The organism is Burkholderia sp. Bp9015 (assembly GCF_003853505.1).
Classification (GTDB): Bacteria; Pseudomonadota; Gammaproteobacteria; order Burkholderiales; family Burkholderiaceae; genus Burkholderia.
Genome location: NZ_QTPZ01000041.1, coordinates 47068 through 62350 on the forward strand (window position 1 = coordinate 47068; position 15283 = coordinate 62350).

Consider the following 15283-nt stretch of genomic DNA (forward strand, 5'->3'; position numbering starts at 1 on the left):
CGCATTGCGCCTTCCTCCCGAATCCCTGAACGACGGACTCACGATGCAGCCTCTTTCCGACGAAGCGCCGCTGGCCCTGTTCGAATCGGTCCACAGCGAAACGGCCGTCGCCTCCGGCGACCTGACGCTCGCGGTGCGAACCTGGGGCGACCCGGCCCGCTCGCCGGTCGTGCTCGTGCACGGCTACCCCGACGACAGCAGCGTCTGGCAGCAGGTCGCGCCGCTGCTCGCGCGCAGGCACTACGTGATCGCCTACGACGTGCGCGGCGCGGGCCTGTCCGGCGTGCCGAAGCGCACGGCCGACTATCACCTCGCGAAGCTGACCGACGACTTCGTCGCGGTGATCGACGCGCTCTGCCCCGGCCGCGCGGTGCACCTGATCGCGCACGACTGGGGTTCGATCCAGGGCTGGGAGTTCGTCACCGATCCGCGGCTTGCGGGCCGCATCGTGTCGTACACGTCGTGCTCAGGGCCGTGCCTCGACCACGTCGGCTTCTGGCTGCGCGAACGCGTGCTGCACCCGACGCCCGCATCGCTCGGCAAACTCGGCGGCCAGCTCGTGCGCTCGTGGTACGTGTACCTGTTCCACCTGCCGTTCGTCCCTGAACTCGGCTGGCGACTGTGGCTCGGCCGCGCGTGGCCGGGCCTGTTGCGCCGGGTCGAGAAGACGCCTGCCACGCCGCGCCCGACGCAGGCCGACGACGGCGCGCGCGGCGTGCGCCTCTATCGCGCGAACTTCATCCGCTGCCTGTTCGCGCCGCGCGAGCGCTACGCACATGCACCGGTGCAGACGATCGTGCCGCTCGGCGACAAATACGTGAGCCCGGCGCTGTCCGAGAACCTGTCGCGCTGGGTGCCGCAGTACTACCGCCGTGAAGTCGCGGCCGGCCACTGGCTGCCGCTCGCCGATCCCGCGCGCTTCGCGGGCCTCGCCGAGCAGCTGATCGACGCGGTCGAATCGGGCGAGGAACCGCCCGCGCTCGCGAACGCACGCCGCCGCGCGACCAGCGGCCGGTTCAGCGGCAAGGTCGCGGTCGTCACCGGCGCGGGCAGCGGCATCGGCCGCTGCGCGGCGCTCGCGTTCGCCCGCGAAGGCGCGACCGTCGTCGCGTGCGACATCGATCTCGCGAGCGCCGAGCGCACCGCGCTGCTGCTCGGGCTGACCGGCGCGCAGGCATACGCGAAACGCGTGGACGTCGGCGCCGCCGAGGAGATGGAATCGCTCGCGGCATGGGTCGGCAGCGAACTCGGCGGCGCGGACATCGTGATCAACAACGCGGGCATCGGCATGGCCGGCGGCATCCTCGACACGAGCGAGCGGCACTGGGAGCGCATCCTGCACGTGAACCTGTGGGGCGTGATCCACGGCTCGCGGCTGTTCGCGCAGCAGATGGCCGCGCGCGGCGCGGGCGGCCACATCGTCAACACCGCGTCGGCCGCCGCGTTCGGGCCGTCGCGCGACCTGCCCGCGTACGCGACGACGAAGGCCGCCGTGCTGATGCTCAGCGAATGCATGCGCGCGGAACTCGCGGAAAAAGGCATCGGCGTGACGGCCGTGTGCCCGGGCTTCGCGGAAACCGGAATCATGGCGTCGACGCAATACGCGGGCGCCAACGCACAGGACGAAGCGCGGCTGCGCAAGCGCGCGACGAAGCTGTACCAGATGCGCGGCCTGAAGCCGGAAACCGTCGCGCAGGCGATGGTCGACGGCGTGCTGCGCAACCGGCCGGTCGTGGCGGTGGGCACCGAGGCGCACGCGCTGCGCTTCGTCGGCCGCTTCATGCCGTGGCTCGGCCGGATGCTCGCCCGCATCAGCATGGCATCGCATTGACGGCGCAGCGCGCCGCACAGGAACGGAGACACAGATGACCGCTACCGCCGACTATCACAAGATCAAGGCCCGGCACGTGAAGTTCGACTTCAGCGACACGCCGATCACCTGGGTGCCGAACGACCCGGGCAGCACGCACATCATCAACACGCTGAACCTGCTGTTCCCGGAAGGCGAGCTGTGGTTCTGCCGCGTGTACAACAAGGCGCTGCCGCACATCACCGATGCGCGCCTGCGCGACGAAGCCGAAGGCTTCCTGCGCCAGGAAGCGGTGCATTCGCGCTCGCACGGCGGCGTGCTCAGGCATTATTACGACCGGCACGGGATCGACACGAAGCCGTTCACGCAGAAGCTGAACTGGCTGTTCACGCGCGTGCTGGGCGAAGCGCCGTTCGGGCTGAAGATCGGCCATACGCGCTTCTGGCTGCGGCAGCAACTCGCGGTGATCGCGTCGCTCGAGCATTTCTTCGGTTATCTGGGCAACTGGGTGCTCAACGCGCACGGGCTCGACGAAGGCCGTGCCGACCCGACGATGGTCGACCTGCTGCGCTGGCACGGCGCGGAGGAAGTCGAGCACCGGACCGTCGCGTTCGACATCTACAACCACATGGGCGGCAACTACCCGGAGCGCTGCCTGCACATGGCGTTCGTGATCGTGCTGCTGCTCTACTTCATCACGAGCGGCGCGAAGTTCATGTACCGGCGCGATCCGGCCGTGGGCCGCTATCCCGGTTTCGTGCTCGCGTGGTGGAAGGGTTCGCGGCGCGGGCACCTGCCTTCGTTCTGGAAAGTGATCGGCGCGGCGCTGCGCTATTTCAGGCCGGGCTATACGCCGCACCACGAAGGCTCGACCGAGCAGGCGCTCGCGTATCTGGCGCGCTCGCCGGCCGCGCAGGCGGCCGCGCACGGCGGCAACTGGGGCACGACGAAAGGCGCGTGACCGGGTTCGCCGGCGGGTTCGCGACGGTTTCGGCGGGGGCGTCCGCCGAAATGCGTACAATCGCGGCTTCATTTCCCGGAGGTGCCGCGATGGCCATGAAGAAAACCGATCTAGAAAAGAACAAGGCGCTCAAGCTGACGCACGCGATGAAGCAGTCGAGCTCCGCCCGTTTCGGCAAGGGCGCCGAGGACGCGGCGAAGCTCGATCGCCGCGCGCAGCGCAAGCTCGACCAGGAACAGGGCCTCGTGCCGTTCGCGTGCAAGCTCAACGCCGAACTCGTCGAACAGCTGAAGGCACGCGCCGCCACGCATCCGAACGGCATGACGGGCCTGCTGTCCGAACTGCTCGTCAACGGCCTCGCCCAGCGCGACGCGTGACGCGCCACGTTTCTCGAAAATAGTCGTTGACAACGCCGTACGACATCGACAAACTCGTTCGCATGCCTACGTTCAAGCTCATCGCCATCGCGAATCATTGCCCGGTGAACATTCGAAAGAATGGATCACGGGAGGCGCTTGTGCGTTAGCATCCGAGCAGTACCGCATGTCACACGAGGCCTCACCGGAAACGGATGAGGCCTTTTTGTTCTGGTGCGCGTCATCCATCCGGCTCAACGAATGGAGAAGACGATGGACCAGGCAAGCCCGTTGTTCGACCGTCCCGATTCGCGCCGCGCCGGCGCGATCGCGTTACCGACCGTCGTGATCCGATTCGCGGTTGCGCCGCGCACGACGCTGACCTGGCGCGCGCCGGGCGATGCGGAAATTCGTGCGCACGGTGCACCGCTGTGGATCACGCGGCCGCCGAGCGTCGACGACTACTGGGTGCAACCCGGCGACGTGCTGCGCATCGCGCGCGGCGATCGCATCTGGCTCGGCACCAATGACGACCGGCCGGCCGAAGCGTCGATCACGACGGCGTACGTGCGGCGCGGCGAACGGCTGAGACGCACGCTCGCGCGAATGCAACGTTTGCTCGCCGGACGATGGCGAAGACGGGATTGACGATGCGCGATTCCGTCGCGCGACGGGACACCGGAACGCGCGGAATCAACGCATCCGGAAACGGACGCACCCGCGGCGCCATGCGTCGCGGGTGCGCATCGAATGACGCGGCACGCGCGTGCGTGCCGCGAGCGATCGCGCGCCGTGCGCAACCCTTGCATGCATCGCGTGCATCAGGTGCTGGCGGCGAGACGCGGGCCCGTGCTGCGGGGAGTGGCATCGAGGTCGGGGCGTTGCGCCGCCTGCGAGGTCACCCACGGGTCGATGCCTTGCTTTTGCACCTCCTCGAGAAATGACACCCGCGTACGCCAGTAATCCGCCTGTAATTTCGCATCGATGACGCGCTGTTCGGCTGCGAACAGTTCCATGCGCGCCGTCACGAGCATCGACGCAGCGGTTTTTTCCGGCGTGGGGGCGTGCCGCATCGCCCAACGGCTGATCCAGTTCAACATGCTCACCTCCGGGATGACGGACGAACCCGCATCGGGCAATCGCAACCGGTCGCGCCTGCCCGAATGCGCAACGACCGTCACCGCACTTCACCGCCTGCCCTGCACGGACTGCGACTCCCCCGCGTCGGCAACGACTGGCCGGCGTGTGTGCGCGGTGTATCTATCCTAGAAAGACTTGCCGGTTAACGCGATGACGTCTTGCAATCTTTTACACAGAAACCACAGTCGCGCCCGCGTCGCGAAATGACAGTTGCGGACGGAACGGGTTCGGCGCAGGATAGCCCGATATCTGCAACCGCCTGGACTGATGAATGGCCGCTGCACGCCGCTGCGCACCCGCGCCGGTCATGCCGCGCGCGTTCGCGCATGCATTGCGACCGTCCTGCGTTCGGCCAGCATGCGGGTGCGCGATTGCAGTCGCATGTCATCGCATGTCATCGCGCGGCGGCCGCGCGCCGCATGCCGGTCATGTCGTTGCGCCCGCATCGGCCGGCCCGGCCCGCCGCCCCTCATCGAATCGTTTCCATCGTTTCTACCTGCCCGCCTCGTCCGAACCGGTAAAATGCGCGCCTTCCTCGCGCGGCCGGCCTGTCCGACCGTTCGCGCGAACGCGGCCGATCGTGCCCCGCAACTATATCGTCCGAGCTATCCGCGCTATTACAATCCGCCGATAGCGCGGCAATAGTGGCTGGTTACAGTAGGCCGGCCTCGCGCTGCCTTACAACAATTCGGCACGAACAACAAGCAACACGACAACCCGACCGGAGAAAACGCCTTCATGGAATCCATCAAGCGGTATTTCGGCTTCGCTGAAGCCGGCACCGACTTCCGCACCGAAATACTCGCGGGCGTCACCACGTTCCTGACGATGGCCTACATCATCTTCGTCAACCCCGCGATCCTCGGCGATGCCGGCATGCCGAAGGAATCCGTGTTCGTCGCGACCTGCCTCGTCGCGGCGCTGGCATCGATCATCATGGGGCTGTACGCGAACTATCCGATCGCCTGCGCGCCCGGCATGGGCCTGAACGCGTATTTCGCGTATACGGTCGTCAAGGGAATGGGCTTCACGTGGCAGGCCGCGCTCGGCGCGGTGTTCATCTCCGGCTGCCTGTTCCTGCTCGTCACGCTGTTCCGCGTGCGCGAGGCGATCGTCAACGGCATTCCGAAATCGCTGCGCATCTCGATCACCGCCGGCATCGGCCTGTTCCTCGGCATCATCTCGCTGAAGACCTCGGGCGTGATCGTCGGCAGCCCGGCCACGCTCGTCACGCTCGGCGACCTGCACAAGCCCACGACGATCCTCGCGATCATCGGCTTCTTCACGATCGTCACGCTCGACCACCTGCGCGTGCGCGGCGCGATCCTGATCGGCATCATCGGTGTCACCGTCCTGTCGTTCTTCTTCGGCGGCAACCAGTTCCACGGCGTGTTCTCCGCGCCGCCGTCGATCGACGCGACGCTGTTCAAGCTCGACATCGGCGCCGCGCTGTCGACCGGCATCATCAACGTGATCCTCGTATTCTTCCTCGTGGAGTTGTTCGATGCGACCGGCACGCTGATGGGCGTCGCGAACCGCGCGGGCCTGCTCGTCGAAGGCAAGATGAACCGCTTGAACAAGGCGCTGCTCGCCGACAGCACCGCGATCGTCGCGGGCTCGGTGCTCGGCACGTCGTCGACCACCGCCTATATCGAAAGCGCATCGGGCGTGCAGGCCGGCGGCCGCACCGGCGTGACGGCGATCACCGTCGCCGTGCTGTTCCTCGCGTGCCTGTTCATCGCGCCGCTCGCCGGGGTCGTGCCGGGCTACGCAACGGCACCGGCACTGCTGTACGTGTCGTGCCTGATGCTGCGCGAGATGGTCGACGTGCCGTGGGACGACGCGACCGAAGCCGTGCCGGCCGCGCTGACCGCGCTGCTGATGCCGTTCACGTACTCGATCGCGAACGGCGTCGCGTTCGGCTTCATCGCGTACGGCGGCCTGAAGCTGCTGACGGGCCAGGCCCGCACGGTCAAGCCGATCGTGTGGATCATCGCGGCCGTGTTCCTGTTCCGCTTCTTCTATCTCGGCAGCGAGTGACGCACGCGCCCCGGTGCGTGGCATGATCAAAAGACGCCACCTTCACGTGTAGTGCCGCCCGGTTCCTGTCGCGGAACCGAACGGCATGACGAGAAGGACGGCCCCTGACGACCCGGTCGCATTTGCGGCCGGGTCGTTTCACATGGGCGCCCTGTATCGGCGGGCGCCCGCCTAGCTGCATGCCCGGGGGGCATTTTCCCGGGCGGGATTGATGGTTGTATTACGCGAAACAATGCGTTTCGGCGTATCAAAAAGCATTGAATTTACCCCAAATATCCAATCGAAATATTGGCGACCGATATATTAAAAATACAAGACATCACTTAATCGTCGCACAGCACCATTTTCCATCGATATTTTCGCAAATCGATACGACGCATGACTTTGATGACGCTCGCAATTATCCCCGGAATTATCGGGTTGATTTATAAAATCCGGCTGCTATATTCCGCTTGCACGGCCGAAAATCTCTGCGGTCGCGCGATCTTCCCGCTCATCAAAAGGAGTGATTCTTTCGGTTTTATTCGGGTCGGCGTGATTCAATATATCAAGCACGCACGGGGTATCCTCCACGCGAATGGGCAAGGGGCCGGAAAAACATTGCCTGTTTCATAATCAGGAGTCGTCATGGCAACGATCTACGTAAACGTGATTGTCAATGTCGCGAAAGCCATTGCCGAAAACAATCTGCCGAAATATGTATTCATGGTGGATTCGACGGGCTACAGCGGGGACGGTTCGGAAGGCAGCAATGAATTGCGGACGAAATGCGAAAACGGCGACACGATCGTCTGGTCCGCCGTTTCCCTCGACCCGGGTGAATCCATCGCGATTCTCGGCTTCTGGGGGAGCGCGATTCCCAACATGGTCAACCCGCAACAATATCCGCAGTTCGACGGCGCCGTGTGGGGCGGGCGGGTCAACAGCGCGGGAACCAACGTTCAATACTCGATCAACCTGCTGCTGGAGGGTAACGTCCATATGTCGTTCGACCCGTTCATCACGGCGACCAACCCGGCTCGATAACCGGGTGCGGCAGTCCGGGGGCGACTGAATGACCGGTTTCGGCTTGTCGCTTCGCGGCATGGACAAGCCGAAACCGCGATGGACGGATTTGCAGACAGGCGGTTCGTGAAGCGGCGGACCGAAGCGTCCCGAAAGCCTGATGCCTTTCCTTACCGTGAAGAACTGAACGGCATGACGCCGCAGGACCGCGTGTTCGTTCGGGTAGCCGCCTGGTGCAGGCGACATCAGGTCACGCGTCCGCCTGCCGGAGCACCCAGCGCGCGAAGGTCTGCAACGGCCCCTCGCCCAGTTCCAGCGCCTCCGGCAACACGAGACAGAAGCGCTTGACCACGCCGCGCCCGTCCGGCCAGGGCGCCGCGAGCAGCCCCTGCGCGATTTCGGCGTCGACATAGAGGCGCGGCACCAGCGCGACGCCGAGCCCGGCCAGTGCCGCGGCGATCAGCATCGAGTAAAGATCATAGCGGGCGCCGGCGGCCGGATTGTTCACGGGCAATCCCGTCTCCTGCACGTAAGCCGACCACGCATCGGGCGTCTGGCGCTTGTGCAGGCGCGGCAGCGTGCCCAGCAAGGTGTCCGGCTGCCCGCCCGCGAGCAGCGACGGATGGCAGACCGGCACCAGCACCTCCTCGCACAAACGGTACGTATGCATGCCGGCCCAGGCCGGATGCTCGAAGTGAATCGCCGCGTCGAAGCCGCTGCCGGCCAGTACGAACGGCTCGGCGCGATCGGCGAAATGCACCGTGATGTTCGGATGCTGCGTCTGGAATCCCTTGAGCCGCGGAATCAGCCAGCGCGTCGCAAACGTCGGCGTCACGGCGATGTCGACGCTGCCGCCGTCACCGGGCTGCCCCATCATGTACTGGCTGTCGCGCTCGAGCCGGTCCAGCACTTCGCGAACCTGCGCCGCGTAGCGCGCGCCGTTCGGCGCCACCCGCACGCGGTTGCCGACCCGTTCGAACAGCGCGACGCCCAGGAACGTCTCGAGTCGGCCGATCTGCCGGCTGATCGCGCCTTCCGTCAACGCCAGTTCGTCGGCGGCGCGCGCGAAGCTCCCATGCCGCGCCGCGGCCTCGAATGCCATCAATGCCGAATTGCTCGGAATCCTGCGTCGCGTCACGATTGCTCCCGGTCCGACCGCCGTCGGTCATGGCTTGATCAAATGTAATTGAATGGTGACGAATCATCGTTTTCCGCCCATTCTTCCGATCATTATCATGACAAAAACTCAACCAGTCGAGCCGGCCGATCGCTCAGAAGGCCGCTCGCCACCCGTGGAGATGTCATGATCTATGCCGTTGAATGCAGCATCGCCGAGCCCGCCGTCGAAGCCGGGTGGAACGACTTCTACAGCCGCGTCAAACTGCCGGCGCTGATCTCGGTATCCGGCTTCCGCACGTCGCAACGCTTTCGCGCCCTCGGCGGCGACGGCCCGGTCTACCTCGCGCTGCATACGATCGACGGCCCGGACGTGCTGACGTCGGCCGAGTATCGCGACAAGGGCGGCGGCAATTTCGCGCGCTGGCAGCCGCACATCGTCGAATGGCGCCGTAACGTGTACGACAGCGCGGCACCTGCGCCGGCCGTCTCCGGCCATCAATGGCTGGCCGTGTGCGACGACGCCGCCCCGTTCGCGCGAGCAGGTATCGCAGCCACCGCCATGCATGCGGTCGCGCTGGACCGCCAGCCGGCCGCTCGCTGGCTGGCCGTCCTCGATCACGATCAGGCGCGGCTCGCGTCCGATGCGTCGGGCGCCGCGATCCGGTGCTATGCGCCGATGGGCGACCGGCTCGTCAGCGCGACGACGACGTCGGCCGCACGCTGACGGGAGCCCGGCCATGCCCAGCGTCACGATTTTCATCCCCGGGACGAGCATGCCGTCCAGCGCGGCACTCGATGCACTGTCGTCAGCCTGCGAGACGCTCTGCACCGAGGTGTTGAGCGCCGCACCCGGCACGATCCACGTCGCGTACGTGCCGATCCGGCTCGGCCGCGGACATCCGGTCAGCGCGGAGATCCGCTTTCGCATCGCGTCATTTCGCACCACTGAATTGATGGACCGGTTCATGGCCGAACTGGATCGCGAGATTCTCCGCCACACCGGATTCATCGCACGCATCCGCTGCTTCGGCTACGACACCACCCACCTTCACGCCCGACATTGACCCCATGAGCGCACTCATTCCACGCCCTTCTTTCCCGCGCCGCCAAGTCGGCGATTTCACGGTGACCGCGATCAGCGACGGCACGCTGACGGCCGGCCTCGACCTGCTGTCGAACATCGACGTCGACGACGCGGCCCGTATCATGCACCGGGCCGGCATGCATACGCCGTCGGCGGTCAACATCAACTGCTACGTGATACGCGGCAACGGCCGCACCGTGCTCGTCGACACCGGTGCCGGCGGCATCCGGAACTGGGGCGGCCTGCTGCGTCCGTCGCTGTCACAAGCCGGCATCGATGCACGCGAGATCGACACGGTCCTGCTGACGCACGCGCATCCGGACCACATCGGCGGCCTGCTCGACGCAGACGGGCGCCCGGCCTTTCCGCAAGCGGAGGTGCTCATCGACGAACGGGAACGCATGTTCTGGCTGGACGACGATATGTACGAGAGAGCCAGCGAGCGAGCGCGCATCAATGTCCGAATCGCGCGGCGCGCGTTCGACGCCTGCGCGGCGCAACTGCGCACCATCGCGGCAGGCGACGTGCTGCCCGGTATCGCCGCCGTGCCGCTGCCGGGGCACACGCCCGGCCACACCGGCTATCGCGTCGAATCGCAGGGCGAGCGCCTGCTGATCTGGGGCGATCTCGTGCATTTCGCGCCGATCCAGGTTGCTCGCCCCGACGTGTCGATCGCGTTCGATCACGATCCGTCGCAGGCATCGGCGACCCGCGCGGCCACGCTCGCCGAAGTCGCTTCGGATCGCTTGCTGATTGCCGGCATGCACCTCGCCGACGCAGGCTTCGCACGCATCGCGCGCACGCACGACGCAACGGGCGGCGCGTACGCGCTGATCGACTCAGATTGAGCGAAACGGGATCAAGCGAAACGGAACGCGGGCACGCCATCGCGCCGCACGATGCCCGGACCGTGCAGCGCATCGTCCCGCACAAGCGATCGATCTACCGGACGAGCCCGCGCCGATATGACACGGGCGCCGGTATCCGGCGCCCGCTCCGTCGCTGCCCGGTCGTCCGGCTCAGCGCCAGTTCGCTTCGTAGAAGCGCACGTAGCCGCTGCGCAGCGTCACGCATTGCGCGCGCGTCTCGGACAGCAACCGCCGTGCGGCTGCCTCGATCCGCTCGCGGTGCTGATCGTACGCACCGACCATGTCCTCGAAGCGCGGCGATGCCGCACCGAAATGATCCTCCAGCGCCTCGGCGGTGATCTGACATTGGACGCGCTCGCCATTGACCAGCGCCGTGAAACCCAGCATCAGGTCGCGCCCCGAATATTCGGGCTTCTCATTCGTGAAATGGATCTGCATGGGAGCCGCCTCGACCGGTAGAAAGCAAATGACCGCGTCCGTCGTCCGCTACCGGCCGGACGAAAATTTACGCGGGCTCGCCGGCAGAGGCACGATCCACGGGGGTATGGCGCGGACTAATGCATGCCGGTTGCATTCCACTTTAGACGGTTTCGCGCAGGAGGCAAAATTTGCGATGTGCGTCGTTCCGACGCGCATTTCCTCTGACCAGCGCGACATCCGGCACCGTTTTGCCGAACGGCGTCAGTGAGGATCGGTGGGCCAGACGTTCAGCGCGATCGCGGCGGTCGTGGCGCCCACCGCGATCGCGGCCGCTCCGTATTGCACCGCGTCGCTCAGGTCGAACAGCAGCCCGTGGATCGCCACGGCGATGCCGCCCAGCATGATGAAGGTGGCGATGGCCGCCAGCACGACTCTCAGTTCCGTCCGAACCATGATGCGTCTCCCGAACGGATGCATGTCGCGTCGCATGCATGTTGCGATGCGGAACACGGCGCGTGCGTGTTCCATTTCCATCATTGCAGGCGGGCGCTTAAAAGCAAGGGGTTTTTGTACGCAGTCGCACAACGTGCGCGGCGCTTGTATGATGAGGCGATATCGACGGCGGCGGCCCGGGTGGCGGATGGTGCGGTGCAGGGCGTCAAAGGGTTCGACTGCGAAGCGGGGCCTCGGAACGCGCTGATGTGCGGGCTCGGGTAGACCGCGAAGCATGGGACTAGAGCAAGCGCTGAAGCGCCAACTTGGGCCGACTGCGAAGCATGGGGCCCAAGTAAGCGCTGAAGCGCTAACTCGGACCGACCGCGAAGCATGGGGCCCAAGTAAGCGCTAAAGCGTCAACTTGGGCCGACCGCGAAGCATGGGGCCCAAGTAAGCGCTGAAGCGCTAACTTGGGCCGACAGGAGACAAGACATGCCTCAATCTTTCGTGCTGCCCGCCACCGCGGGCCGCACCGACCTGCTCGCGCAGGCGCATGCCCGTTCGACCGCGGTCGGCCTGCGCGCGAACGAGCGCCCCGATTTCTCGCCGCTGTCGCGGCTCGCGCTGCGCGAACTGCTCGACACGAACCACGCATTGTTCGCGCACGCGCGCCCGGTGATGGAAGACCTCCACGCGCAAATCGCCGACACGCAAAGCCTCGTGCTGCTCACCGATGCCGACGGCGTGATCCTGCACAGCATCGGCGACGCGGACTTCATCGAGAAGGCGAACCGCGTCGCGCTGTGCACCGGCGTGTCATGGGCCGAAGGCGCGCGCGGCACCAACGCGATCGGCACCGCGCTCGCATCGGGCCAGGCGGTCGCCGTGCACGGCTCGGAACACTTCCTGCGCGCGAACCATATCCTCACCTGCTCGTGCGCGCCGATCATCGATCCGTTCGGCCGTACCCTCGGCACGCTCGACGTGAGCGGCGACCCGCGCGGCTTCAGCCCCCATACGCTCGCGCTGGTGCGGATGTCCGCGCAGCTGATCGAGAACCACCTGTTCGCGAACCAGTGCGCGGAGGCGCTGCGGCTGCGCTTCCACGCCCACGAGGATTGCGTCGACTCGCTGTTCGCCGGGCTCGTCGCGTTCGGCCCCGACGGCGGGCTGATCGCCGCGAACCGGAGCGCGCAATTCCAGCTCGGCGCGACGTTCGATGCATTGCAGCATCAAGGCTGCGACGCGCTGTTCGGCATGCACTTCGGCCAACTCGCGCAGCAGGCGGCCCGCGCGGCCGGCGCACCGTTCCGCCTCACGCTGTCGACCGGCGTGCGCGTGCTCGCCCGCTGCGAATTCGCGGAAGCGCACAAGACGGCCGTCGCCGTCACGCCGCCCGCCCCCGCCGTGCGCACGCGGGCGCCGGACCCCGACGCGATCACGTTCGCGACGCTCGACACCGGCGATGCGCGGATGGCCGCCGTGCTCGAACGCGTCGCGAAGATCCGCGGACGCGACCTGCCGTTGCTGATCCTCGGCCAGACCGGCACCGGCAAGGAATGGCTCGCGCGTGCGCTGCACCAGGCATCGCCGCGCGCGGACGGCCCGTTCGTCGCGGTCAACTGCGCGGCGCTGCCGGATTCGCTGATCGAGGCCGAACTGTTCGGCTACGAGGACGGTGCGTTCACCGGCGCGCGCAAGCGCGGCAGCCCCGGCAAGATCGTGCAGGCCGACGGCGGCACGCTGTTTCTCGACGAAATCGGCGACATGCCGCTCGCGCAGCAGGTCAGGCTGATGCGCGTGCTGCAGGAGCGCGCGGTGATGCCGCTCGGCGGCGCACGCGCGGTGCCGGTCGACGTGCGCGTGGTCTGCGCGACCCACCGCGACCTGCGCGCGATGATCGCCGCAGGCACCTTCCGCGAAGACCTGTTCTACCGGATCAACGGGCTCGCGGTCACGCTGCCGCCGCTCGCCGCGCGCACCGACCTGCCCGCGCTGGTCGAGCGGATCCTCGCGCGGCTGGCGCGCAGCGAGCCGATGCCGGGCCGCCTCGCGGCCGACGTGCTCGACGCGTTCATGCGGCACCGCTGGCCCGGCAACCTGCGGCAAATGACCAACGTGCTGCGCACGGCCGGCATGCTCGCCGAAGACGAAGCCGAAATCACGCTCGCGCACCTGCCCGACGATTTCTGGCTCGACTGCGACGACGCACCCGCGGCGCAAGCCGCACCGGCCGACGTGCGCGAAGCGACGACGCTGCAGAGCCACCAGGCCGCGGTGATCGATGCCGTGCTCGCACGGCACGGCGGCAACGTATCGGCCGCCGCGCGGGAGCTCGGGCTCGCCCGCAATACCGTGTACCGCTACCTGCGCCGGCACTGACACGTTCCGGGCCGGTTGCCCGCCCGACGGGCGCCGGCCGCAGGCGGCTTCGGGTATGCTTGGCGCTTGCGTTGCCTTCCGGCATCGCGCTGCCTTTCCTCGCTTCGCTGCCGATTCGCCGCCCGCTTTCACCCATGACCGATCCCGACCACCCGCCTCTCGTGCGCATCGAGCCGCTCGGCGCGACGTTCGACGCGCCCGATTCGCTGACGCTGCTCGAGGCCGCCGCGTTCGCGCACGTCAGGCTGCCGCGCTCGTGCCGCAACGGCACGTGCCGAAGCTGCCTGTGCAGGATCGTCAGCGGCAGCGTACGCTATACGATCGAATGGCCGGGCCTGAGCCGCGAGGAAAAGGCCGACGGCTATACGCTGCCGTGCGTGGCCGTCGCGACTTCGGATGTCGTGCTCGACGTGCCCGATGCGGTCATGATCGACTGAACGCGGCGCGCGGCCGCGCGCCGTCCCGCAACGATGATGCCTGCCTGGAGAAGATGATGACCCAGTCCACCGATCGCATCGAGAAACAAGCCTTGCTCGCCGCGCCGCTGGCGCGCGTCTGGGAAGCCGTCAGCAATGCCGGCGAATTCGGCATCTGGTTCGGCGTGTCGTTCGACGGGCCGTTCGTGCCCGACCAGCCGCTGTTCGGCCGCATCACGCCGACGCGCGTCGACGACGACATCGCCAAGGCACAGGAGCCGTATGCGGGCACTGTGTTCGAAATCGTCGTCGATCGCGTCGAGCCGAAACAACTGTTCTCCTTTCGCTGGCATCCGTTCGCGATCGACCCGAACTTCGATTACACGTCCGAGCCGATGACGCTCGTCACGTTCGCGCTCGCGGAAAAGGACGGCGGCACGCTGCTGACGGTCACCGAGACGGGTTTCGACCAGCTGATCGAAGCGCGCCGTGCGAAGGCGCGCGAGATGAACGATCACGGCTGGGCCGCGCAGATGATGCTGATCACGAAATATCTGGCGAAGCACGCGTGAGCGCGCCGCGCGTCATTCCCGGTATCCACGTGCCCGCATGCCCTAGCCGCGGGTGCATGGCATAATCCGCTCCATCGTTACCCTACGCCGCCCCGCGCATCGCATGCTGAGTCGTCGTTTCCGGAAGATCGTCAGTCTGATCGGGATGCTCGCCATCCTGATGACGGCGCTCGCGCCGACGATCTCGCAGGCGCTGACGACGCAAGGCCGCGTCGACGCGCTGCTTGCCGGCCACTGCACGGCCGCGCCGGCTGACGGTGGCCACGCCGGCGATGCGTCGTCGAAAAGCCTGCAGGCGCATCTGCAGGCCTGCGGCTATTGCAGCCTGCTCGCCCATACGCCGGCCCTGCCCGCGCCCGAACTGACGTTCGCGGCCAACGTCCACCCGCTCCAGCACCGCGAAGCAACCCGCTTCGAAAGCCTGCGCCGCGCGCTGCCGCTCACGGCCGCGCAGCCGCGCGCCCCGCCGCTCGCGTCCTGATTCGTCGTCACCGCGCGTGATGCCGCAGCGCATCGCGCCGTCCGCACGCGTCCGCGCGTGCATGCCGTGTCACGTTTCGAAGGACGATCATGTTCGACCGTATTGCTCGCGGCGCCGTGCCGTGCGTGCGCTCGTCCGCTTCAGGCCGTTGCGCGCGCGTGAACGCGCGGCCGCGTGCCGAATTCGAATACAT

General features: G+C 66.9%; 18 protein-coding genes. 14 read left to right on the plus strand and 4 right to left on the minus strand.

Annotated elements, in window-relative coordinates; all coding sequences use genetic code 11:
• Positions 1-43 precede the first annotated feature (43 nt).
• From DIE12_RS31810 to DIE12_RS31825, 4 genes are all read left to right on the plus strand, one after another.
• Positions 44-1831, plus strand: a complete 1788-nt coding sequence (locus DIE12_RS31810; protein WP_124523280.1) for an SDR family oxidoreductase — start codon at positions 44-46, stop codon at positions 1829-1831.
• Between the two features lie 34 nt (positions 1832-1865).
• Positions 1866-2771, plus strand: a complete 906-nt coding sequence (locus DIE12_RS31815; RefSeq protein WP_124523281.1) for a metal-dependent hydrolase — start codon at positions 1866-1868, stop codon at positions 2769-2771.
• A gap of 89 nt (positions 2772-2860) precedes the next feature.
• The gene (locus DIE12_RS31820) at positions 2861-3148 is read left to right on the plus strand and encodes a hypothetical protein (RefSeq protein WP_044846876.1); all 288 of its coding nucleotides are present in this window, start codon (positions 2861-2863) and stop codon (positions 3146-3148) included.
• Positions 3149-3400: 252 nt separating this feature from the next.
• Positions 3401-3775 carry a DUF2917 domain-containing protein gene (locus tag DIE12_RS31825; protein ID WP_124523283.1) on the plus strand — a complete coding sequence of 125 codons (375 nt, stop codon included), beginning with the start codon at positions 3401-3403 and terminating at the stop codon, positions 3773-3775.
• A 173-nt stretch (positions 3776-3948) separates the two neighbouring features.
• Here the strand turns inward: DIE12_RS31825 and DIE12_RS31830 are convergent, their stop codons facing one another.
• Entirely contained in the window at positions 3949-4227 is a 279-nt protein-coding gene (locus tag DIE12_RS31830) for a hypothetical protein (protein WP_027807295.1), read from the minus strand.
• A 778-nt stretch (positions 4228-5005) separates the two neighbouring features.
• Between DIE12_RS31830 and DIE12_RS31835 the strand changes: the two genes are divergently transcribed.
• From DIE12_RS31835 to DIE12_RS31845, 3 genes are all read left to right on the plus strand, one after another.
• Positions 5006-6307 (plus strand): NCS2 family permease, encoded by a 1302-nt coding sequence (locus DIE12_RS31835; RefSeq protein WP_044846874.1) that lies wholly within the window; start codon positions 5006-5008, stop codon positions 6305-6307.
• Between the two features lie 378 nt (positions 6308-6685).
• Positions 6686-6922 (plus strand): hypothetical protein, encoded by a 237-nt coding sequence (locus tag DIE12_RS31840; protein WP_124523285.1) that lies wholly within the window; start codon positions 6686-6688, stop codon positions 6920-6922.
• 12 nt (positions 6923-6934) lie between these two features.
• Entirely contained in the window at positions 6935-7333 is a 399-nt protein-coding gene (locus DIE12_RS31845; RefSeq protein WP_124485273.1) for a hypothetical protein, read from the plus strand.
• 229 nt (positions 7334-7562) lie between these two features.
• Here the strand turns inward: DIE12_RS31845 and DIE12_RS31850 are convergent, their stop codons facing one another.
• Positions 7563-8414, minus strand: a complete 852-nt coding sequence (locus tag DIE12_RS31850) for a LysR substrate-binding domain-containing protein (RefSeq protein WP_044846873.1) — start codon at positions 8412-8414, stop codon at positions 7563-7565.
• A 201-nt stretch (positions 8415-8615) separates the two neighbouring features.
• Here DIE12_RS31850 and DIE12_RS31855 point away from each other — a divergent pair, with 201 nt between their 5' ends.
• Genes DIE12_RS31855 through DIE12_RS31865 form a run of 3 tightly spaced genes read left to right on the plus strand, consistent with a single transcriptional unit; the run spans position 8616 to position 10363 of the window.
• On the plus strand, positions 8616-9155 hold the full coding sequence (locus tag DIE12_RS31855; RefSeq protein ID WP_124523287.1) for a sugar ABC transporter: 540 nt from the start codon (positions 8616-8618) through the stop codon (positions 9153-9155).
• A 13-nt stretch (positions 9156-9168) separates the two neighbouring features.
• Entirely contained in the window at positions 9169-9495 is a 327-nt protein-coding gene (locus tag DIE12_RS31860) for a hypothetical protein (protein ID WP_124523289.1), read from the plus strand.
• Between the two features lie 4 nt (positions 9496-9499).
• A complete protein-coding gene (locus tag DIE12_RS31865) occupies positions 9500-10363 on the plus strand; it encodes an MBL fold metallo-hydrolase (RefSeq protein WP_124485270.1) in 864 nt (287 codons plus the stop codon).
• A gap of 171 nt (positions 10364-10534) precedes the next feature.
• Here DIE12_RS31865 and DIE12_RS31870 read toward each other — a convergent pair whose 3' ends face one another.
• Complete coding sequence (locus DIE12_RS31870; RefSeq protein ID WP_014898618.1) at positions 10535-10822, minus strand: DUF1488 domain-containing protein; 288 nt, start codon at positions 10820-10822, stop codon at positions 10535-10537.
• 243 nt (positions 10823-11065) lie between these two features.
• Positions 11066-11257: a DUF2964 family protein gene (locus DIE12_RS31875; protein ID WP_124485269.1), complete on the minus strand. Its 192-nt coding sequence runs from the start codon at positions 11255-11257 to the stop codon at positions 11066-11068.
• A 474-nt stretch (positions 11258-11731) separates the two neighbouring features.
• On the opposite strand from DIE12_RS31875, the gene DIE12_RS31885 reads away from it, so the two are divergent.
• The 4 genes from DIE12_RS31885 (at position 11732) to DIE12_RS31900 (ending at position 15090) form a co-directional block, all read left to right on the plus strand.
• Positions 11732-13621 (plus strand): sigma-54-dependent Fis family transcriptional regulator, encoded by a 1890-nt coding sequence (locus DIE12_RS31885; protein ID WP_124523293.1) that lies wholly within the window; start codon positions 11732-11734, stop codon positions 13619-13621.
• A 134-nt stretch (positions 13622-13755) separates the two neighbouring features.
• On the plus strand, positions 13756-14058 hold the full coding sequence (locus tag DIE12_RS31890) for a 2Fe-2S iron-sulfur cluster-binding protein (RefSeq protein ID WP_059527056.1): 303 nt from the start codon (positions 13756-13758) through the stop codon (positions 14056-14058).
• A gap of 56 nt (positions 14059-14114) precedes the next feature.
• A complete protein-coding gene (locus DIE12_RS31895) occupies positions 14115-14609 on the plus strand; it encodes an SRPBCC family protein (protein ID WP_044846907.1) in 495 nt (164 codons plus the stop codon).
• A 103-nt stretch (positions 14610-14712) separates the two neighbouring features.
• Positions 14713-15090, plus strand: a complete 378-nt coding sequence (locus tag DIE12_RS31900; RefSeq protein WP_044846867.1) for a DUF2946 domain-containing protein — start codon at positions 14713-14715, stop codon at positions 15088-15090.
• The last annotated feature ends 193 nt before the right edge of the window (positions 15091-15283 follow it).